We start from the raw sequence: 21,395 nt of genomic DNA on the forward strand, positions 1-21,395 counted from the left end.
TCAAATGATGCCATTATTTGCTAAATTAAGTTAACACTATCTATTCGTGCTGGAATCAACTTAACACTTTCAATTTAAATATCCAATGTTGAACATTTCCCAACTCCTCGCAACTGAACTAAAACTTAAACCCCACCAAGTACAAAATGCGCTAGAACTCTTAGCAGAAGGGGCAACAATTCCCTTTATTGCGCGTTACCGTAAAGAACGCACTGATGAAATGGATGAAGTGCAATTACGGGATTTACAAGATAGGCATAATTACTTAACGGAGTTAGAAGAAAGAAAAAAAGTAATTGTGAGTGCGATCGCTCAACAAGATAAACTTACTCCAGAACTACAAGCAAAAATAGCATTCTGTTTACAAAAAACCGAACTGGAAGATTTATATTTACCCTATCGTCCTAAACGTCGGACACGCGCTACCATTGCCAGAGAAAAAGGGCTAGAAGCACTGGCTACATTTATTAAATCCCTAAATGTTAAAAATGGTATTTCCGCATCTTTAGAGGCAGAATCAGCAAAGTATATTTCGGAAACCTTGGGAGTAAAAAGCGCAGATGAAGCTTTAAAAGGTGCGTCTGATATTTTAGCTGAAGAAGTAGCAGAAAAAGCAGAATCACGCGCATATATCCGCGATTATCTGTTAGAAAATGGGGTATTTATTTCTCGGATTAAAGACGAACATCCTGAAGGGACAACTAAATTTGAAATGTACCGAAATTATCAGATTAGAGTCAAAAATATTGCCCCTCATAATCTGTTGGCCTTATGTCGAGGAGAAGATGAAAAAATTCTCAGTTTTGAAGTTGCTTATGATGAAGATTTTGTGCTGAGTTATTTAGAATCTCAAGAAATAAAAACTAAAGTTCGCAATATTCGAGATTTTTATCAAGTCATGTTAAAAGATAGTTTTAACCGCTTGATGAAAACTTCCTTAATTAGCGAAGTAACAAACGAGAAAAAAACCTTTGCTGACATAGAATCAATCAAAACTTTTGAAACCAATTTACGAGAATTGCTATTATCCGCACCAGCAGGAATGAAACCGACAATGGCTATAGATCCAGGTTTTAGAACCGGGTGTAAAGTCGCTATATTAGATGAAACTGGGCAATTTTTAGAATATCAAGCTGTCTTTCCCCACCAAGCAGCAGAACAACGACAAAAAGCCGCCCAAACTATTAAAAAATTACTTGAAAAATACCAAATTCAATTAATCGCTATTGGTAACGGTACAGCGTCACGGGAAACAGAAAAATTTGTAGCCGAAATATTACCAAATATAGCCCATAAACCAGTTAAAGTTGTGGTAAATGAATCTGGTGCATCTATATATTCTGCCAGCGACGTAGCTAGAGAAGAATTTCCCGATTTAGATATTACCGTGCGGGGTGCAATTAGTATTGGGAGAAGATTACAAGATCCTTTAGCAGAACTAGTTAAAATAGATCCTAAATCAATTGGTGTCGGACAATATCAACATGACGTTGATCAAAAATTACTGAAAAAGAAATTAGATGAAACCGTCGAAAGTTGCGTTAACTATGTGGGTGTAGACTTAAATACTGCTTCCAAAGAACTTCTCACCTTTGTTTCGGGAATTACCCCCACCATAGCTAATAATATTATTGCCTATCGTAACCAAAATGGCGCATTTAAAAATCGTCGTCAACTTTTGAAAGTAGCAAAATTAGGACCTAAAGCCTTTGAACAAGCAGCAGGGTTTTTAAGAATTCGTGGTGGTGAAAACCCCTTAGATAATACTGCAGTTCATCCAGAAAGTTACTCTTTGGTACAATCTATCGCGGCTGATTTAGGAGTATCCTTAAATCAAGTGACACAAGTTGCAGAAAACCTCAAAAAAGCCAACATCAAAAAATACGTTACCGAAACCATTGGAGAACCAACCCTGCGCGACATTCTCAGCGAATTAGAAAAACCAGGCAGAGATCCTCGTGCTGAATTTAAATATGCTACCTTTAAAGAAGGAATCAAAGAAATTAAAGATCTAACCGTCGGAATGCAACTAGAAGGAATCATTACCAACGTTGCTAACTTCGGTGCTTTCGTTGATATTGGAGTCCATCAAGATGGTTTAGTGCATATTTCCCAACTTGCTGATAGATTTGTAGATGATCCGAAAAAAATTGTGAAAGTTGGACAAGTCGTTAAAGTGCAAGTTTTAGAAATCAACGAAAAACTCAAACGCATAAGCTTATCAATGAAAGGAATCAAACAATAATTCTCTCTGAGACTCTGCGACTGGGCGTGAAAAAAACTAACTCTAACCTCAGATAGATAAGAATTATACCCAAGAAAAGATGTCAAACATGAATCTATCTTTGAAAATAGGATTAGCACAGAGAATGCTGTTACTGAGGTAAAAAATGTTGTCATATTTTTTCATCGCACTCGCTACAGCTTTAAGTTTGCTGATTGTTGATTTAGTTGTTCCTGGTGTAGATATTGCTAATTTCCCCGCAGCTTTAATTGCTGCGGTTGTGATTGGTTTAATTAATAGTGGAATTAAACCAACTATTAATATCTTGTCTTTACCTTTGACATATCTGACATTGGGGGGTTTTTCCCTCATTGTTAACGGAATTTGCTTTTGGTTAGCATCAGTTTTAGTTCCAGGTTTTCAAGTTCAAGGATTAATCGCTTTTATTCTCGGTCCTGTAGTTCTTTCTTTAGCTAATACCTTTCTCAGTAAATACTTCGCAGAAAAAGGTTTTGAATTACAAGATAGTCAATAGGTAAACCCAATTTAAAAACTAGGAAATATCCATGAACTTATTACGGATACTTATCGGGTTATTTTTACCCCCCTTGGGAGTTTTTCTCACAGTTGGATTTGGTCCAACTTTGTTAATTAACATTTTGCTGACTTTGCTGGGTTGGCTTCCTGGTAGCATTCATGCAGTTTGGGTAATTGTCAAGCATGAAGAAAATATGAATAGAGAGGAAGGTACTTATTAAGTATGTAACAATAACAAGATCCCCGACTTCTCTAAGAAGTCGGGGATCTAAAGGATAGTTAGTCTTTAAGCACGAATATCTTTATCTTTGAATAAATCAGCCGTTGCTAAAAGTAACTCGCGTAAAGTTTGTTTTAATTGACGTTCTTTCTTTGCTATAACTGCACCTGCATCTGTCAATTTTTTTTCTAGAACTGAGTAACTTTCTTTTACTTGTGCTGTGATAGATTCTGCTTTGGGATGGGATTTATCACACCATTGTTTTGCTTCATTTAAATAATCCTGTACCTCTTGATCACTTCCACTATAACGTGCAGATAAATTTGCTCTGACAATTGCTGATTGTGCTTGTAATTGTGCATAGCGTTTCTTTAATAATCCGATTTCTTCACTATCTTTGATAGAATCAATTGCTGAATCAATCGCAATTTTTGTATCTGCTGATTTATCTTGACTCGTTTCGACTATCTTGGTTAAAATTCCTTCAATTTCTGCTTGTAGTTCTTCTTCTTCCCGATCTAATTGAGCTTGTAGCTGCTTAATTTCGGTTTGGGTTTTGACAATATCTGAGTGTTTTTTCAGACTTATAGCTTCCATAGCACCTTCAATTGAAGCTACCACTCCTTCTTTAAATTCACTACCTTTTTCTTGCAAATTATCAACGACGGTAGAAACAGCATCATTAACTAAATTACGCAATTCATGAGAACCTTCTTGAAATTCAGAACCTACTTGAGAAATAGCAGATTTCACAATTTCCCGAATCCGTTCAGATTTTAATTGTCCTGTTTCTTGAGCTTGGCGTAAATCTAATTGAATTTGTTCTTTAACGTTTTTATTCATGGTCATATTAAATGCAAATCTCATACAACACTTACATTCAGTATGGCGAAATATTTTTACTATTAACACCCTCTAAAGATATAAAATCATATCTATCTCCAGGTAGTTTAAAGTACATTAATCACAATATCCCTGAATTTTTGATTTTGTTAGTTAAATGTTGCCAATTTATGAAATAATCAATATTGTTCAATAACTAGATTCTAATTATGTGGCAGGTAAATATCACTTGTGATGGTGAAGCTTGGAAAGTGTACGGTGTTGAATTTAAGAAAATGGTAGTAAATTACCAAGCTGAATTGATTGGTTCTAAAAAAATGCCAGATGGAAAACGCATCATGTCTTATAAAATTGAAGATGTTAGCGAAGCCGAATCTTTTCAAGAAGAATGTACAAAATTTGTCGGCTTCATTTCTGATTTTGAAGCTTTATGAAAAAGGTAATAATATTGATATTATGCACATTTTGCCTGTGGACTATCAATTTTACCTTACCTGCTAATGCTTTAGATACAGGAAATGGTGCGGAAATTTTTAGTTTCCATTGTGCTGGTTGTCATGTTAATGGAGGAAACATTATTAGACGGGGTAAAAACCTCAAAAAGAATGCCCTTAAAAAATATGGAATGGATTCTTTAGCAGCGATTACAACCATTGTTACTAATGGTAAAAATAATATGTCAGCTTATAAAGAAAGATTGACAACAGAAGAAATTCAAAAAGTTGCGGCTTATGTTTTGGAACAAGCAGAAAAAGACTGGAAATAACAAGATAAAAATATGATGTTACCTCAAGAAAGCTATTTACAATTTACCCCCGATTTGAAAATTTGCCGAATTTTAAATGGAATGTGGCAAGTTTCGGGAGGACATGGACGCATTAACCCCACAACTGCTATTGAGTCCATGTTTCAATATGTAGATGCTGGTTTTACAACCTGGGATTTAGCAGATCATTATGGACCAGCAGAAGATTTTATTGGTGAGTTTCGTCGTCAACTCATAGCAACTCGTGGAGAAGAAGCTGCAAATAATATTCAAGCTTTTACAAAATGGGTTCCTCGTGCGGGGAAGATGACAAAAAAACTGGTCGAGGACAATATTGATGTTTCTTTGAGAAGAATGGATGTTAAATCATTAGATTTAATGCAGTTCCATTGGTGGGAATATGGAGACTCTAATTATTTAGATGCTCTCAAATATATGGCAGAATTGCAAGATGAGGGTAAGATCAAACATTTAGCTTTAACTAATTTTGATACGGAACATTTGCAAATTATCACCGAAGCAGGAATCAAGATTGTTTCTAATCAAGTCCAGTTTTCCTTAGTTGACAGAAGACCACAAGTAAATATGGTTAAATTCTGTCAAGATCATAATATCAAAATATTTGCCTATGGTAGTGTTTGCGGTGGTTTATTATCAGAAAAATATTTGAGTAACCCAGAACCAAAAAGCTCAGGAATCAACACCACTAGCTTGAGAAAATACAAACAAATGATTGCTAATTGGGGTGGTTGGAGGTTATTTCAAGAGTTACTATATACTCTCAAACAAATCGCTGATAAACATCAAGTTAGTGTTGCTAATGTGGCTGTAAATTACATTTTAAATCAGCCAGCAGTCGGGGGTGTAATTGTCGGTGCTAGATTAGGAATTGCGGAACATTTGTCAGATAATGCTAAGGTGTTTGGTTTTAATTTAGATGCTGAGGATATAGGGAAAATAGATGCAGTTTCTCAACAGTCACGGGATTTGTATCAGTTAATTGGTGATTGTGGGGATGAATATAGGAGGTAGTTTTAGGGTGGGTTAATTACAGCTTAACCCACCATTTTTACAATGATTTTTATTGAAGTTTCGCGCAAAGACGCAAAGAAGCAAAGACGCAAAGGAAGAAATAGTTAAGGAAATGTAGGTTGGGTTGAGCGACAGCGAAACCCAACATTACCAAGGATTTCGTTGGGTTTCGTTTCGAGGCCTAACCGAGCAGTATTGGATCGGTATTGTACTATATCATTGGGGCCAATTTTAGCGATCGCCTAACCTAAATTTTTCTGAATTTTCATGAATTTTATCTGATAATAAAACTAGCCTCTTGAAGCAAAACCTATGGAAACCCTCACCTTAAACATACCTCCCGCAGTAAATTTAACAGATGAGCAGTTTTATCAACTTTGCATTGCCAACGAACCTTGGCAATTAGAACTTACCCAAACCGGAGAATTAATTATTATGCCCCCCACAGGTGGAGAAAGCGTAATTAGGAACTCAGATATTAATATAGAACTGGGTGTATGGAATCGTCAAACTAAATTAGGTAAAGTATTTGATTCTTCTACAGAGTTTAAATTACCTAGTGGTGCTTATCGCTGTCCTGATGCAGCTTGGGTAAAACTAGCACGTTGGGAGGCATTAAGTAAAGAAGAAAAAAAACGGTTTCCCCCCCTTTGTCCTGATTTTGTGATTGAATTGCGCTCGGAAACTGATAGTTTAGAAAAATTACGCACTAAAATGCGAGAATACCAAAATAATGGCGCACTTTTAGGTTGGTTAATTGATCCACAAACCCCCTCGGTAGAAATTTATCGTTACGGAAAAGATGTAGAAGTTTTGAACTTTGATGTTGACAACCCACCAATACTTTCTGGTGAAGATATTTTACCGGGCTTTATTCTCAATTTGCAGATAATTTTAAATCCATAGATTCTAAATTTCGGGATGATGATTTCTCAAAAAAGTATTCCCACTGGCTACCTTCGCAAAGTTCATCATATCGCCTTTAACGTCCAAAATATGGCAGCCTCTCGCCATTTTTATGGTCAGATTTTAGGCTTACACGAACTCACAGGAGAAGAAGTACCTGCCACATTAATAGAACTTGTCAATGCTGGTAAAGTCGCTAATTTCATCACTCCCGACGGCACAATTATAGACTTATTTGGAGAACCAGAATTATTACCACCAAATCCAGATCCCAGTAAGTTCTTTACCAGAGCATATCATTTAGCCTTTGATATTGATCCAGAATTATTTGACCAAGCATTAGCAGTAATTACAGAAAATAATTTAGTTATTGCTTATGGACCTGTTACTCGTCCTACTGGTAGAGGAGTGTACTTTTATGACCCCGATGGGTTTATGATAGAAATTCGTTGTGATCCTGATTAAATCCAAAAATGGAAAAAATTTTAAAAGTCATTGCAGACGTAATTGCTAATCCACCAATTCCCCACGAACCCCAGAAACAATCCTTAAAAAATTGGGCAATGTATTGCTTACGGGATAGGGGTTTTATAGTTGTTTTTGCCCAAAATGCTGATTTTGCTGTGCAGTTTAAAAACGGTGACAAATTCTATTTTAAAGTTACCAATCAAGCCGATGATTTAGCCAATAATATCAACTGGATAGTTTGGGATAATGTGAATAAAACCACCAATTTGATTCCTCAAGCCTAGAGTTTTCGTTAATAACCGCAGGACTGAATTAATCTGCGGTTTTTCACCTAGGATATCACTACAAATACAAAGATTAAATTATCAAAGGTTTTAATTGACGTTCGCACCATTTACCCTCAACTAACTCTGTAACTAAAGGTGTGATCATAAACTTAGCCGGAAAACCCTCCAACACATCCACCCGCACACAAGAATAAGGTTTTTTACTCTCAAAACCGCTACCACTCCGTCCCACATACAACAGCGAATCTGCAACCTTGCGAATGGAAAGATCATTATTGCTGGTAAAGGTTTCCATTAATTCTCCCCCTTCTTGGCGTTGACGACGAGGACCGCGACCACTACCACCAGAAATAATATAATTAGTATGAGAGTCTGCGTGTCCTGTATTAACTGTCCGCAAATGTTCTAAACAATGGGCGTGTCCGCTAAATACTATATCTACTACCGGGCGTTCCTGAGTGAGATTACCTAAACTTTTCGCCACCTCATCGAAAACCTCCCGTAAACGATGACGGACAGCTAAAGTCTGTCCTTGATTCCATTTACTTCCTTCTGTAACATAAGGTGGATGGTGTAAAAATATTACCCGTCCCCTGACTGCGGAATTATGCCAAGATGCAATTAATCTATCTCTTAACCACGCCAATTGTTCAAAATCAACATTAGTATTGGTGTGAGATGCCAATTGCTTTTCAATATCAATTTTCACTTCATTGATTTGGTCTAATTTAGCACCAAGTTCCGCCAATAATTCCGCTTGATCAGGTTTTTCGGGATTCAGCTTGTCAAACTCCGTCAACATCCGTAATTCTTCTTGATCAATTTCCTGACGACGGGTTTCTAGTTCCCGACGAAAATTATCCCCAGCTTGGTTATGAGGTAAAGGATCTGGAGTATTGAAAGTATTAGAATCTAAGGCAAAAAAGTCAATCCCACCGTAACAAAAATTATAATAGCGATTAGGTAAACGCGTAAAACTTCCCGGTTGATAACGCAAACACCGACCCATACCAGTTTTAGCGGTGTAATGCTGTTTTAAATGCTGTTCTAACTCCGCTGGAGAAACTTCCGCCAAATAATCTAAAAATGCTCTAGCATAAGCATCACCTTGATTTGATCCATGCCAACCAATTTCAATATCTTTATAACGAAACATTCGCCGCAAAGGCAAAGTTGGACCAGTCAGCAACCGATACAATAAAGGCACATCATAGTAATCATGATTCCCCAATACTGGTAAAATTGGCAACTTAAATACCATTTGATCATAAGTGATATCTTGGGGTTGATTACCGCCCACCAAAAATTCCCGATAAGGTTCAATAAAATTGGCTGGGTAATATTCACGAGAACCCACCATATAAATCACATCACCAGTGTGCAGCACAAACCGGCAATCATCACCATGATTTAACATCATTTTGGCAACTTCTCGTTGGGGATGGTGGCCAGAATGGGATTTAGTCCCAGTATCACCCATCACCATAAACGAAAATTCTGGACTGTCTGAGTTGCCATCATCTATCACCATGCAGGTTTGGTCAATGCCCTGCTGTAGAATACTCGAATGCTGCCACCGCACCCGTTGTTTCATCTTTTGAATTTTGATCGCAATTGGTGGTTCAGAAATCAATCTCATAGGAAATATTAATGAGTATTTTGTCAGAAATGGCTATAGCTTGCGTGACGACGTAGGAGTCATACGCCACGCTACGCTATCAAGATGTCCAGGATTTAAGGTTAAATTAGTTAGGACTTATATTACGGTACAAGAATAACGAACCACAGAGGCACAGAGGTCACGGAGAAATGAGGGTTTGAAAGATATTTTGCGTGAGTCCTGTTAGTCCGCGTAGGCGGACTTTGTTTGTGTAGCTGCGATTTTTAATCGCCTAATATTGGTAAACTAGCGAAAACCTGTTCCACCAATATCTGAGTTTTATTTTCTAAATATTGCCAATCCACATCGCCATATTCATCAATTAAGCTAGTATCAATATCAACCGCTGTATTCTCTGGACTATAATTCAGAAAACATACTTGATAACACAAATCCCATAAATCTATATTGACTTGTTCCCCGTGACGTTGTAAAAGCAAGTGATATCCCGGGTGGGGCATAGGCAAACTAGCCAGAGTTTTTCTAATTTCTTCTACTTGTATTGGTGTTGCGGTTTCCATTTCTTGCACCAACTGAGTTACCAAGGCTTTAGTTTCATCAGTAGTGTTAGCAGGCCAAGTCAACACATCCTGGTAAGTCCCTTTCCAGTCAGATATATCCAACTGCTTGCGAAGATTATCAATCACGCGAATAAAAGCAGGTTGCATCAAGATTTCAGCTTGTTGCCATGAGGTAGAATTAGTTATCTTAGGTGGCATAGCTAGTAAATATGGATACTGATAGTAAAATTAACAATTTGGTTCGATGAAAAAACTATACTTTTAATTTAAATCTTTTCTCAAGATACCTGATTTCAGAAAGAGAAATTTGGAGATATTTACTACTAGCGGGAAAATTTAAGCTGTAAAGCTGGGGAGGGAAATTATGATAGGCAAATTACTAGATCATCGCTACCAAGTCATTCGCGTCTTGGCGACAGGGGGATTTGGTCAAACCTATATTGCCCAAGATACCAGACGGCCAGGCAACCCCATCTGCGTGGTTAAACACCTGAAACCGGCTAATTCTGACCCTAACATCTTTGTTACTGCTAAACGCCTGTTTAATAGCGAAGCAGAAACTTTAGAAAAATTGAGCAACAATGACCAAATACCCAGGCTTTTAGCTTATTTTGACGAAAATCAAGAATTCTTTTTAGTCCAAGAATTTATTGACGGCCACACTCTGAGTGAAGAACTCATTCCCGGACAGCCTTGGAGTGAAGTCCAAGTTATGCAAATGCTGTTGGAAATTTTGAGTATTTTAGAGTTTGTTCACCAAGAAGGTGTGATTCACCGCGATATTAAGCCAGATAATATTATTCGCCGTGAGGCTGATTATAAATTAGTTTTAGTAGACTTTGGCGCAGTTAAACAACTACGCTCCCCTTTGGTTGTGGTGGGCGGACAACAAACGGCTACGGTAGCTATTGGCACGCCTGGCTATATGCCTACAGAACAGGGACAAGGTAAGCCTAGACCTAATAGCGATATTTACGCTTTGGGGATTATTGCCATTCAAGCATTAACGGGAGTCCCAGTTAGTCAATTACAAGAAGATCCAGATACAGGGGAAATTAACTGGCAGCATTTAATTCCTGTTAATCCTGAGTTAGTCGCAATTTTAACGAAGATGGTGCGTTATCATTTCAAAGAACGCTATCAAACAGCAACGGAAGCCTTACAAGCTTGTCGAGACTTGGTGAATATCACCCCAGAATTATCCCAACCGTCCCTATCTCCTCAAATTATTTATCAATCTCCACCACCCCTAGCTTCCAGATTTATACAGAAAACAATGGCGGTTTCTCCCGCTAATCGTGTTCCTTCTCAACCTGCCCCTCAACAACAATATATTCCTCAAGAATCTAATAAACCTGATCCTTTACCTTTATTAATTGGCATATTATTAGTAGGTGGTGTAGCGGCTTTATTTACAAATATATATCCCAATCTACAGAATTTAACTGGTAATTGGACAGGAGAAAAGACCAAATTAATAAATAATTGTCTGGCTGTAGTTGCGGCTAATTCTAATATTCGTTCTGAACCTAGTGCGATTAATTCTGATAATATTTTGAAGACCTTGGGTGTAGCTAGTAAATTTGAGGTGACGGGTAAGCGCACAAATCGCGGCTGGGTAGAAATTAAACTTTCATCTGGTCGCTTGGCTTGGGCGCATTCTGATATTATTTCTAATAATGAAACATGGATTTCTTGCCGACGTGATAAAGGTTTAGCTATTCAAATTGTAGATGATAGTTCTTTAATTGCATCCCTTCCTGTTCCTCAAGTTTCACAAAAACCTGCTGTGGAAACTTCTGCACCCAAACCAACTCCGGCTGCTACTGAAGATAAATCTAAAACGGTGGCAAAAGCTAGAGAAAAATTTGAATCAGGAGATTTACAAGGAGCAATTTCTTTGCTAAAATCAACTTCGGGAAATGCTGTTTCTGGAATTCAAGAAACGGTGGATACTGTTAATCAATGGCAGAATGATTGGGCAAAAGCTGAGGCTTTAGCTAAGGATATTAATAAAGCCATTGATAATGGTAAGTGGGATGAAGTTTTAGCTTATCGAGATCATCCTGAAAAGCTCCCGAATATTAAATATTGGCGTGATAAGTTAGAACCAATGTTTAAACAAGCTGCTGAAAATGCCGCTAAACAAGTATTACCCCAGGAAAAACCAACTCCCACAGCAACACCAAAAAATTGATGGGAACTTAATCACTATTCAATTGATAACGGTTCAATTTTTCTTTATATGTCCGCCAATTGGGCATAAATTCATCCATTAAAGCCTGAAATTTAGCCCCGTGAGTCCGTTCTAATAAATGGGTAATTTCATGGACTATCACATATTCTAAACAGAGAGGATCTTTTTTAGCTAATTCTAAATTTAACCAAATGCGTTGATCTTGAATATTGCAAGTTCCCCATTTTGTTCTCATTAATTTTACTCCCCACTCATTGATATTCACATTAATTACCTTTTCCCATTTATCTATTAATGGAGGAATTTGTAATTTTAATTGTTGACGATACCAAGAGTTTAATACTTTTTGACGTTGTTCTTGGTCACTTCCTGGTTTAACATATAGGATTCCTATTTGATTTCTGAACAAGACTAAGAGAGAATACGGTGAGGTATACAAGTCTAACAAGGAACAATGATAAGTCAGCATTCAGAAACTGCAACACAGACAGTAAAAGTATCGCAGGAAGAGGCGATAGCTGAACTACAAGATTTTATAGATATGCGTCCAGATGCGCGTGAGGTAAGGAAAATTATTGGCAAACCACCGCGTTGAAATTGAGACAGGAAAGTTAAGAGTATTGCTGCTTGATGAGTGTCATTTAATGTGGGGAGACTTAAGTGGCTATGTTTGGGGGAAAACAGACCAAGAAATAACAGTGTCAGTCGTAAATGAGCGCGAAAAACAGACATATTACGGGGCGGTTGATTATCTCGAAGGACAATTACTGATGAAGGCTGATGACAAGGGCAACTCAGAAAATACTATTGACTACCTTCAATATCTTCTAAATCAGTCTCCTGACCAGCGATTACTGATTTTGTGGGATGGTGCTACTTATCATCGTTCCAAAGAGATTCGAGGTTTTTTGGCAGAAATTAATCAAGGCTTGGAACCCCCTGAATGGAAAATACACTGCGTTCGCTTTGCTCCTAATTGTCCAGAGCAAAATCCGATTGAGGATATTTGGTTACAAGCTAAAACATGGGTTCGGCGTTTCTGTGCATTGATACCTTCCTTCTCGCATTTAAAGTGGATGTTTGAGTGGTTTATTCGACACACTACCTTTGATTTTGCCACTCTTCAGATGTACGGAATTTGTTCAAAACTCAAATAGGAGTCCTATATTTTAAATTATTTACCGCCTATTATTGATTATTCACTGATTTTAATGGTACTACCGCAGCAGGTAAATGTTTATCCATCCAATTAACTAAATCAGTGATTACCTCAACATAATTAATATCGTAGTGTAAATCATGATAGCCTCCAGGGTACTCAATTCTTAACTTGTCTGGATAGGTAACATTTTGATAAAAAGTTGCACTTCCTGCTGGTAAAGCGATTCTATCAGCACCACCATGTAAAATTAATAGAGGTATTTGCCATTTTTCAGCGTGAGTATGAATCCAATCTACTGTAGTAAAAAACTCTGTAGATAACCTAGCAGTAGCGAGAGTATGGCGTAATTTATCTTGAGTATAGGAATTTAAAATTTTCTGATCTCGTGAACCTGCGCTAAAATCCAAACCAATATTCAAGGAAAAACGCGGCCACACCTGGGAGAGTAACTTACCTAAAACTAAACGACTCAGCGGTACTCCTACTTGACCAATGCTGGGTGCAAAAGCAATCACACCTGACAACTCAGATTTATTTTGTACATAATGAAGAGTATAATCTAATGCAATCACTCCCCCCATACTATGTCCCAATAGAAAAATTGGGCATCCTGGTTGTTGTTGTTGAATCAAATTGAGGAAACTTTGCAAGTCATTACGAAATTCTGCCCAGGTATTAATATAACCTCTTTGACCAGATGAACGTCCGTGACCACGTAAATCAAAACCATAGATAGCATATTCTTTCGGTAACAAATGCTCAACTATGGTCTTGTAAAGTCCGCTGTGTCCTCCGAGTCCATGGACAATGGCTAAGATTCCTTTGACTTCACCTCCAGGATGCCAGCTTTGGTAATACAAATCAAGTCCACCCACACCTGGAAATTTGCCTTCTTGACGAGATGCAATTGTGTCGCTGTGATCAATCATAAAGTTAATTTTTACTTCCTTCGCCAGTAAGCTACTAGCTCATTAACGTATATTGTAGATAAAATTGCTTCTAACTGTAGGAAGAAATACAGATAATTTCTCTAAAAACTATTATGTATAGAATAGATCCCCGACTTCTTGAAGAAGTCGGGGATCTGGATAAAGTAGTAACTTACATGACAATATTTGATATTGAAATAGATTAATATTAAACATTTAGTAATTAGTTATTGCTCATATTAATTCTTAATGCAGCTTCACAAAATTACCAGATTAAGCCTTTTTTCCTTGAGAAATTAGTTTTATTAGGCTTACATAAAATTGGGATCACTCAATAAAAAAAACAACTAACAAAACTGACAAATTATGAAATTTTCCCTAGCTGCAAATGCTGTGCAAGCGCGTCAAACGAAAGAGAGATTTGCTAAACCAGAAGAACAATTATCCTATGAATTGGGTAAAGCTGTACAGGAATTACCACCGCTTTACACAAGATTATTAGCGGGAACAATGAGTTTTGTGATATTTGGGACAATTTCCTGGGCGCATTTTTCAGAAATTGATGAAGTAGCGACAGCAACAGGAGAATTAATTGCTTCTACTCAAGTTAGACCAGTGACAGCTTTGGGTAATGGTTCTATTTTAGCAGTGAAAGTGAAAGAAGGCGATCGCGTGACTAAAGATCAAATTCTCATTCAACGTGACCCCAATTTTCAACAAACTGATGTTAACCGTCTAGCTAAATCTAGTAAATTAATTGAAGATGATTTACAAAGATTACAAGCTGAACGTTCTGGAGGAAAAACTGCGGGAACAATTCTCCAAGATGAACTTTTAAACTCCCGGTTATTAGACTATAAAGCCAAACAAGCAGCAGCAGCAGCAGAAGCCAACCGACAACAATCAATACTTAATCAAGCCAAAGTTAGGTTGAGTCGCTTACAAGAAAATTTGGCAAATGCTAAAGTCAGTTTTACCAATGTTCAAAAAAACTTAGAGAATGTCAAAAGTCTCCGTTCTATGTTAGATAATAATTTATCTATTGCTCAACAACGAGAAGAAAATCTTCGTACCTTGGTTGAACCAGGGGCTTTAACGAGAGTTGATTATTTAGATGCTAAAGAAAGATTAAATCGTGCTAATGCAGATATTATCAGAAATTCCGATGAAATTACTAAAAATCAAAATAATTTAACAGAAGCGAAAGATAAAATTGCTTCTTTAGAAAAAGACGCGGCTGCTCAATTTCAAGAAATTAATCAAGCAGAACAGGCTTATCAAACAGCGCGTAATCAAAATATCCGGTTAACCTCAGAACGTCAAAGTGAAATTCTCACCCAAATCAACAAACGCAAAGAAGAATTAACTACTGTTGCTGGTCAATTAGAACAAGCTAGACAACAAAAAGACGGAGAAACTATCAAAGCCCCTGTTGCCGGCACAATTTACAAAATTAAAGCTACCAAAGGTCCAGTACAATCTGGAGAAGAACTACTATCAATTTTACCAGAAGGAGAAGAAATGCTCCTAGAAGTAAAAGTTCTTAACCGTGATATTGGTTTTATTAACCAGGGAATGAAAGCAAAAGTCAAAATCGCCACTTTTCCCTTTCAAGAATTTGGTGTAGTTGAAGGTGAGGTATTACAAATCAGTCCCAATGCCATAATTGATAAAGAATTAGGTTTGGTTTTTCCGACAAGGATTAAGTTAAGTAAACATTCTTTAAATGTGCGCGGACAACAGGTAGAATTTAATCCGGGTATGGCTGCTAACGCCGAAATTGTTACCCGGCAAAAATCGGTTTTAACATTCATTGTTGAACCAATTACTCGACGGTTTAGCGAGGCATTTTCGGTGAGATAATTGACTGAAAACAGTAATTAATTTTGAATTTTGTAGGGTGGGCTTCTAGTCTGCCCTATTCAACAAATGTTAAAATCTCTAAATTCTTAATTTAAGGTATTTTTTATCTCCCAGACTAGCCATTCTTTCTCTTGTTGTGTCAAAAATGCACCAAATCGAAAATGTCTCTTTTTTTTTAAAATTTGAATATTTTCTCCATTTTCATCTGAAGAATAGGATCTGACAATATAAAGAATTAGAAGATTAGAAAATTTATAACCCATCATACCATTGAATCCCACACTAATAATATCTGACTTGGGAATTTTTATTTCCCGAATACACCAACCAAGTAACCATCTTTCTATGCTGATATAGTCCTGATCAATTTGTATCTGTGTGGTTGATACAGAATTCAGAAAAGAAGTAATGAAAAGAGATAAAGGTTTGGAGAATAAGAATTTTATTACAGGGATGATTAATCTAGGTATCACATATAATGGGAGCAATAATAATGATAATAATAATATTAATCCCGACCCACCGACATAATCAAAAGCTATAATCCAATAAATTAGCCCAAAAACACTATAAAAAATTATAGAAAAAAATAAAAATAGAAAACTGTAATTGTTGTACAAACACCCTGGAGGAATAGTTATAATTAAACTATTCTCCGTTTTACTCAAAACTACATTACTTTTCTTTGGTTGCCGAGGTATGATTGCTATTTGACCTAATAATGTTGCTAAGGCTGCCTCCGCCAGGGGAAACGCATCTAAATTATCTTGACAGAATACTATATTAGTGCATCAATATGGGAAAATATCTAACTTCATTCAAAATCTGATAAATTCCTTTATTAAAATTATAAAAATTTCATAAATTTAGAGTAATTATTTATTTTTAATGATGGATTTATTTTGTTCAGTTCTATATATTAATATCTATATTTTTTGGCATCAAAAATATAGATTCTATTGTAGAATCAACAGAAAAATAAATTGGTTATATTTATATTTGTCTATATTTTCTGATTTTTATCAGATACATTCTAAAATCTTCTCTAAATATTCATCATCCCATCCTGCACAAAACTGCTTACTTTTAGTTCCTAGTTTTTGGCTTTTTTCTTTTCCTAAAAGATTAACTGCTATATGACGAATAACTGCAAAGTTTTGTGGTGCATTATCCTTTCTTATCCGACAATCATCTTCTCTAAAAGCTACATCTAAAACCCAGTGTAATGAATTCTCTATACCCCAATGAGTGCGGACTGATTCTCCTAGTAATTTCGCATTATTTGTCAAACTACTTATATAATAGCCTGTCTCAACCTTCGTTTTTCCATTAACTTTTCGTATATATTCTACCATTCCTACACTTTGAAGATTTACCCATTTCTTATCAGTATCTATTCTTTCTTCTATGTCTGATAACATGAGATAATGACGAATCTCTTCTCTTCCATGTTTGTCTTCTTTTGTATGAAATTCACTATATTTGAATCCCTCAAACCCTTTAGATATAGCTTCTTTGAAGATTTCTTCTACATTCTTATATAAATTACCTTGATTCTTTTTGAGTGCGATAATATATTCGCCTGATTTTTCTGCAATTGATTTTACTATCTCTTTTTGACACCCCATCGCATCAATCGTTACTAAACATCCGGCTATATCTAATACTTTAATTAATTCCGGTATGGCTGTTATTTCATTTGACTTTTCTTCTACTTTACATTGTCCTAATACTAATTTATTACTAGTTGCCCATGCACTTACCATGTGAATCGCACCTTTATCCTTTCCTTTATCATATGAATGCCTTAATGTTTTCCCATCTATTGCTATGACTTCTCCTTCTGTAATTTTATTGATAGATTTTATCCAACTCAAAAAACAATTCTGAAATTGTTGCGGATCTATTCTCGCAAATACTCTGGCGAATGTATCATGAGATGGAATCCCGTTTGGAAGTTCTAAAAATTGTTTTAGCCATTTTTCTTTCTTTTTTCCATAAGCCTCCATCAATACCCAACTATCTACTCCACAGATCACTGCACAAATCGCAATGGTTACTATATCTATTAATTTATGCCTTTTTGTTCTCTCAACTCTTTTATCTTCTAAATCTTTAAAGTGATCTACTATTGTGATTTTTGGTGGTAGCTTCATTTTGTGAATTTTGTCTCTTTAGTTTTATTGAGAATACCACTTCAACTCATTTTATTGATTCTTATAGAAACGAATTTACCATCAAATTTTCTTCATACTCATTTATTGGCTTGATATTAACATAGTAATACTGCCCTTTTTATCTATTCATAGAAGTTACATTTTGTCAAAAAAAATTAGATGCGTTTCCCCTGTATCATCTCCCAAACTTTCTTTTTGGGTAGAAAAAGCCAGCCATAATGATTTATCTTTTGTTGCGGGAGAAAAGTATTGGGAAATATTAAAAAAGTTTGCTGATTTAGTTGAGAAAAATCCTACCAAGTAGGTTGGGTTAAGCGACAGCGCAACCCAACAAAAGAATTGATAATGACAATGTTGGGTAACATACGTCAACCCAACCTACTCAATTAGGAAATCCAAATACCGTGGAATCCATAGGGTACACGTTGAGGAATCATTACCCGCGCTATAGGTTCGCTGGTGATATCTTGCGCGTTGATAACTACGAGTTCTGATGTTTGGGAATTTTCATCATAAATAAATGTTACCAGCCATCCTTTGTCTTCTACTGTGGAATTAGGATCTGGTGCAAATACTGCTTCTCCCCCATAACGATTTTTGCCAAATTCATGGGTTTGGGATGTAGCATTTTCAAAATCGTATTTGATTACACCACCAAATAAGGGGGTTTTAAATAGGGGATTTTGACTATGTGCCATTTTTCCTACATAGCCATATTGAGTTTTTCTCCCTAACAGGTTTTCATTGACACGGGGAAATTCTCCCGGTACATCATCTAGTTGTTCTTCTGTGACTGCACCTGTGCTAAGGTTAAAACGCCAACGGTGTAAAAAAGGAATGTCTCCTTTGGGATCACTGTGTGTATCCTGGGAAATCAGGACATTAGTGGAATTCATGCGACAAGCGATAAGAATCACTTCGTCTCCCGCTTCATAAGCATTGAGGGTGTGAAAAACGTAGCAAGGAGGACATTCAAACCAGCGAATATTGCTGTTGTCACCATGACGAGGCATTATACCAAACCGACTAGGGCGATCGCTCTCAAACATCATCATCGGTTCTCCCCGCATCATTCGTTCCGCACTAAATGTCAGGGGTAAATCCATGAAAATGGTATAATTTTCCGTAATGGCGAAATCGTGCATCATTACCGCTGTGGGTATTTCTATGGGTACTGTTCGTAATAACTCACCTTGGGCGGAAACTACGCCATATTGTAGATAAGGTGGTCTAAAACCGTAACCAAAAAACATCATTTCCCCCGTAACTGGATCTACCTTGGGATGGGCGGTAAAGGCGGAAACTAGTTTATCATTATAGGTATGTTCCCCAATAGTCGCTAAATCGGGAATGCTAATGTGATGGGGCGCACCTCCTTCCCATAATGCTAAAAGCTGTTGATTGTGCCACACCAGGGCTGTGTTAGCGGTATTTTTCCCAGGTCCGTGAGGGTTATCCATTTGCGGTGGTTCTAAAAGTCCACTCCACACAGCTTTACCCGCTTCATGTTCAATATTCCAGCCCCTAGTTCTCACATAGCGATTGTGATAAGTGGCTTTACCGTCGTTGATTTGGACACCATGTAACATTCCATCGCCATCAAACCAGTGATATTGACCAATGGGATTCCATTGCGGATTAGGTCCATTGCGGACAAACATCCCTGATAATTCTGGAGGGATTTCTCCGATAACTTCCAAGTTGTCAGTGCTGACTTCTGTGTTTATCGGGGCAAAATTGCCTGCTAAATAAGGATTTACTGCGGTTGAGGCTATGGTCATAGTCAGTGAGCTAGATAAAGATACTGTACTTAATATAATTATGGTTTGCGATTTGTGCTAGGGAAGACAATTTTTATCATTTCCATAAATATGCAATAATTAATGTATCTCTTCTCTAAAAGAGAATGGTGTTGCTAATCAAATATATGAATATGCCTCACGCAAAGGCGCAAAGGCGCAAAGAATAAAGGTTGCAAAGGTTAAATTTACCAATTTCATATTTCAATTTAGCAACGCTAAGAAAATTTCCATCAAAGTCAAAATAATCTATTAATCATAACTGTAAACAATGCAAGTAGAATCACAAGTCTCTAATATTGATAATAATATTTTTACTGATTTCGGTGGGGTAATGATTCCTCAAGCACCGGATGGGTTTAAATCAGGTTTTATTGGCATTATCGGCCGGACTAATGTGGGTAAATCCACTTTAATGAATGAATTAGTCGGACAAAAAATAGCCATTACTTCCCCAGTATCCCAAACTACTCGCAATCGGTTAAAGGGGATTGTAACTACAGAAACAGCCCAGTTAATTTTTGTAGATACACCGGGTATTCACAAACCCCATCATCAATTGGGAGAAGTGCTGGTAAAAAATGCGAAAATTGCCATTGAATCGGTAGATGTGATATTATTTGTAGTTGATGGCACTGTTGCTTGTGGTCCAGGCGATCGCTATGTGGCAGAACTACTAATTAATAGTCAAACACCTGTAATTCTGGGGATTAATAAAATTGATGAACAACCAGAAGATGCTCAAAAAATAGATGATAGTTATATTCAATTAGCTAATAGCTATCAATGGCAAAGTGTGAAATTTTCTGCTAAAACCGGCGCAGAATTATTACAACTCCAAGATCTATTAATTAGTCATCTCCAACCAGGACCATTTTATTATCCACCCGATTTAGTTACAGACCAACCAGAACGGTTTATCATGGGTGAATTGATTCGAGAACAAATATTATTATTAACTCGTCAAGAAGTTCCCCATTCCGTAGCCATAGGCATTGATTTAGTCGAAGAAAGCCCAAAAATTACCCGTGTTCTCGCCACCATCCATGTTGATAGAGATTCTCAAAAAGGTATTCTTATTGGTAAAGGTGGAACAATGCTCAAATCTATTGGTAGTGAAGCCAGACAACAAATTCAAAAGCTAATTGCTGGGAAAGTTTATCTAGAATTATTTGTCAAAGTTCAACCTAAATGGCGACATTCACGAGTGCGGTTAGCAGAACTGGGTTATCGGGTAGAAGAATAATAAATAGGGGTAAATTATGCCTTTGATTAGTCTCATTGCTGCCATTTCTGAAAATCGAATTTTATCAGACTCGACAAAAGAACATATTCATGCGGGTATTCCTTGGAATATTCCCAGTGATGAACTTTATTATCGGGAAACTATCCGACGACATCCTGTCATTATCGGGCGCAAAAGTTATGCCACTTTTAATAAACCAATTCGTAATTGTACAACTATCATTCTTACCAGAGACACCAATTTTCAAGCATTCGGTTGTATAGTTTTGCATTCATTAGAAGAAGCAATTGCATGGGCGAAAATGAGTGAAACAGAAGAGATATTTATCTCTGGTGGTGGACAGATTTATACTGAAGCCATCGAATTTGCCGATAAACTTTATTTAACTATTGTTGAAGGTAATTTTGTGGGAGACATATACTTTCCTGAATTTGCCGATTTTGGAAAAGTCACCAAAGAGAAGAAAATGCAGGAAAATGGCTTTCAGTTTAATTTTGTAGAAATTGAAAAGTGCGTTAATCAGGTATCGTCACCTTCAATAATTGGCTAAGTAATGGG

General features: G+C 36.8%; 23 protein-coding genes and 1 pseudogene. 16 read left to right on the forward strand and 8 right to left on the reverse strand.

Annotated features, from left to right (window positions below):
- Positions 1-85 precede the first annotated feature (85 nt).
- From HGD76_RS10600 to HGD76_RS10610, 3 genes are all read left to right on the forward strand, one after another.
- On the forward strand, positions 86-2,245 hold the full coding sequence (locus HGD76_RS10600) for a Tex family protein (protein WP_168695753.1): 2,160 nt from the start codon (positions 86-88) through the stop codon (positions 2,243-2,245).
- A 145-nt stretch (positions 2,246-2,390) separates the two neighbouring features.
- Positions 2,391-2,759, forward strand: a complete 369-nt coding sequence (locus tag HGD76_RS10605; protein ID WP_168695754.1) for a phage holin family protein — start codon at positions 2,391-2,393, stop codon at positions 2,757-2,759.
- A gap of 31 nt (positions 2,760-2,790) precedes the next feature.
- Positions 2,791-2,982 (forward strand): YqaE/Pmp3 family membrane protein, encoded by a 192-nt coding sequence (locus HGD76_RS10610; protein WP_015078806.1) that lies wholly within the window; start codon positions 2,791-2,793, stop codon positions 2,980-2,982.
- 65 nt (positions 2,983-3,047) lie between these two features.
- Here the strand turns inward: HGD76_RS10610 and HGD76_RS10615 are convergent, their stop codons facing one another.
- Positions 3,048-3,824, reverse strand: a complete 777-nt coding sequence (locus HGD76_RS10615; RefSeq protein ID WP_168695755.1) for a histidine kinase — start codon at positions 3,822-3,824, stop codon at positions 3,048-3,050.
- A gap of 209 nt (positions 3,825-4,033) precedes the next feature.
- On the opposite strand from HGD76_RS10615, the gene HGD76_RS10620 reads away from it, so the two are divergent.
- From HGD76_RS10620 to HGD76_RS10645, 6 genes are all read left to right on the forward strand, one after another.
- Positions 4,034-4,258, forward strand: coding sequence for a hypothetical protein (locus HGD76_RS10620; protein ID WP_168695756.1), 225 nt, complete (start codon positions 4,034-4,036; stop codon positions 4,256-4,258).
- The gene (gene petJ / locus HGD76_RS10625; protein WP_168695757.1) at positions 4,255-4,590 is read left to right on the forward strand and encodes a cytochrome c6 PetJ; all 336 of its coding nucleotides are present in this window, start codon (positions 4,255-4,257) and stop codon (positions 4,588-4,590) included. Before HGD76_RS10620 ends, petJ begins: the two co-directional genes overlap by 4 nt.
- Before the next feature lie 12 nt (positions 4,591-4,602).
- Positions 4,603-5,622 (forward strand): aldo/keto reductase, encoded by a 1,020-nt coding sequence (locus tag HGD76_RS10630; protein ID WP_168695758.1) that lies wholly within the window; start codon positions 4,603-4,605, stop codon positions 5,620-5,622.
- A gap of 312 nt (positions 5,623-5,934) precedes the next feature.
- A complete protein-coding gene (locus HGD76_RS10635) occupies positions 5,935-6,528 on the forward strand; it encodes a Uma2 family endonuclease (protein WP_168695759.1) in 594 nt (197 codons plus the stop codon).
- A gap of 18 nt (positions 6,529-6,546) precedes the next feature.
- Positions 6,547-6,993, forward strand: a complete 447-nt coding sequence (locus HGD76_RS10640; protein WP_407644813.1) for a VOC family protein — start codon at positions 6,547-6,549, stop codon at positions 6,991-6,993.
- An 8-nt stretch (positions 6,994-7,001) separates the two neighbouring features.
- Positions 7,002-7,280: a hypothetical protein gene (locus tag HGD76_RS10645; protein ID WP_148761787.1), complete on the forward strand. Its 279-nt coding sequence runs from the start codon at positions 7,002-7,004 to the stop codon at positions 7,278-7,280.
- A 73-nt stretch (positions 7,281-7,353) separates the two neighbouring features.
- Here HGD76_RS10645 and HGD76_RS10650 read toward each other — a convergent pair whose 3' ends face one another.
- Positions 7,354-8,922 carry a metallophosphoesterase family protein gene (locus tag HGD76_RS10650; protein ID WP_168695761.1) on the reverse strand — a complete coding sequence of 523 codons (1,569 nt, stop codon included), beginning with the start codon at positions 8,920-8,922 and terminating at the stop codon, positions 7,354-7,356.
- Positions 8,923-9,167: 245 nt separating this feature from the next.
- Entirely contained in the window at positions 9,168-9,662 is a 495-nt protein-coding gene (locus HGD76_RS10655) for a hypothetical protein (RefSeq protein ID WP_168695762.1), read from the reverse strand.
- A 166-nt stretch (positions 9,663-9,828) separates the two neighbouring features.
- On the opposite strand from HGD76_RS10655, the gene HGD76_RS10660 reads away from it, so the two are divergent.
- Positions 9,829-11,661, forward strand: a complete 1,833-nt coding sequence (locus HGD76_RS10660; protein WP_168695763.1) for a protein kinase domain-containing protein — start codon at positions 9,829-9,831, stop codon at positions 11,659-11,661.
- A 7-nt stretch (positions 11,662-11,668) separates the two neighbouring features.
- Here HGD76_RS10660 and HGD76_RS10665 read toward each other — a convergent pair whose 3' ends face one another.
- The gene (locus HGD76_RS10665) at positions 11,669-12,070 is read right to left on the reverse strand and encodes a M48 family metallopeptidase (protein ID WP_233467170.1); all 402 of its coding nucleotides are present in this window, start codon (positions 12,068-12,070) and stop codon (positions 11,669-11,671) included.
- 45 nt (positions 12,071-12,115) lie between these two features.
- On the opposite strand from HGD76_RS10665, the gene HGD76_RS10670 reads away from it, so the two are divergent.
- On the forward strand, positions 12,116-12,256 hold the full coding sequence (locus HGD76_RS10670; protein ID WP_168694813.1) for a hypothetical protein: 141 nt from the start codon (positions 12,116-12,118) through the stop codon (positions 12,254-12,256).
- Positions 12,234-12,818: pseudogene (locus HGD76_RS10675) on the forward strand (IS630 family transposase); the annotation flags it as partial. The gene HGD76_RS10670 and the pseudogene HGD76_RS10675, both read left to right, overlap by 23 nt.
- 31 nt (positions 12,819-12,849) lie before the next feature.
- On the opposite strand, the gene HGD76_RS10680 reads toward HGD76_RS10675, so the two are convergent.
- Positions 12,850-13,752, reverse strand: a complete 903-nt coding sequence (locus HGD76_RS10680; RefSeq protein ID WP_168695765.1) for an alpha/beta hydrolase — start codon at positions 13,750-13,752, stop codon at positions 12,850-12,852.
- Positions 13,753-14,118: 366 nt separating this feature from the next.
- On the opposite strand from HGD76_RS10680, the gene HGD76_RS10685 reads away from it, so the two are divergent.
- Complete coding sequence (locus tag HGD76_RS10685; RefSeq protein WP_168695766.1) at positions 14,119-15,615, forward strand: beta-barrel domain-containing protein; 1,497 nt, start codon at positions 14,119-14,121, stop codon at positions 15,613-15,615.
- An 86-nt stretch (positions 15,616-15,701) separates the two neighbouring features.
- Here the strand turns inward: HGD76_RS10685 and HGD76_RS10690 are convergent, their stop codons facing one another.
- Positions 15,702-16,283 carry a hypothetical protein gene (locus HGD76_RS10690; RefSeq protein ID WP_210967763.1) on the reverse strand — a complete coding sequence of 194 codons (582 nt, stop codon included), beginning with the start codon at positions 16,281-16,283 and terminating at the stop codon, positions 15,702-15,704.
- A 354-nt stretch (positions 16,284-16,637) separates the two neighbouring features.
- Entirely contained in the window at positions 16,638-17,771 is a 1,134-nt protein-coding gene (locus HGD76_RS10695; RefSeq protein WP_168694588.1) for an ISAs1-like element ISAsp2 family transposase, read from the reverse strand.
- 163 nt (positions 17,772-17,934) lie between these two features.
- Here HGD76_RS10695 and HGD76_RS10700 point away from each other — a divergent pair, with 163 nt between their 5' ends.
- Positions 17,935-18,096, forward strand: coding sequence for a hypothetical protein (locus tag HGD76_RS10700; protein WP_210967764.1), 162 nt, complete (start codon positions 17,935-17,937; stop codon positions 18,094-18,096).
- An 82-nt stretch (positions 18,097-18,178) separates the two neighbouring features.
- Here the strand turns inward: HGD76_RS10700 and HGD76_RS10705 are convergent, their stop codons facing one another.
- Positions 18,179-19,567 carry a carotenoid oxygenase family protein gene (locus HGD76_RS10705; RefSeq protein WP_168697423.1) on the reverse strand — a complete coding sequence of 463 codons (1,389 nt, stop codon included), beginning with the start codon at positions 19,565-19,567 and terminating at the stop codon, positions 18,179-18,181.
- A 295-nt stretch (positions 19,568-19,862) separates the two neighbouring features.
- On the opposite strand from HGD76_RS10705, the gene era reads away from it, so the two are divergent.
- Both era and HGD76_RS10715 read left to right on the forward strand, forming a co-directional pair.
- Positions 19,863-20,837 (forward strand): GTPase Era, encoded by a 975-nt coding sequence (era, locus tag HGD76_RS10710; protein WP_168695767.1) that lies wholly within the window; start codon positions 19,863-19,865, stop codon positions 20,835-20,837.
- 16 nt (positions 20,838-20,853) lie between these two features.
- A complete protein-coding gene (locus tag HGD76_RS10715) occupies positions 20,854-21,387 on the forward strand; it encodes a dihydrofolate reductase (RefSeq protein ID WP_168695768.1) in 534 nt (177 codons plus the stop codon).
- Positions 21,388-21,395 lie beyond the last annotated feature (8 nt).

The sequence above is a fragment of the Dolichospermum flos-aquae CCAP 1403/13F genome, from assembly GCF_012516395.1.
GTDB lineage: Bacteria > Cyanobacteriota > Cyanobacteriia > Cyanobacteriales > Nostocaceae > Dolichospermum > Dolichospermum lemmermannii.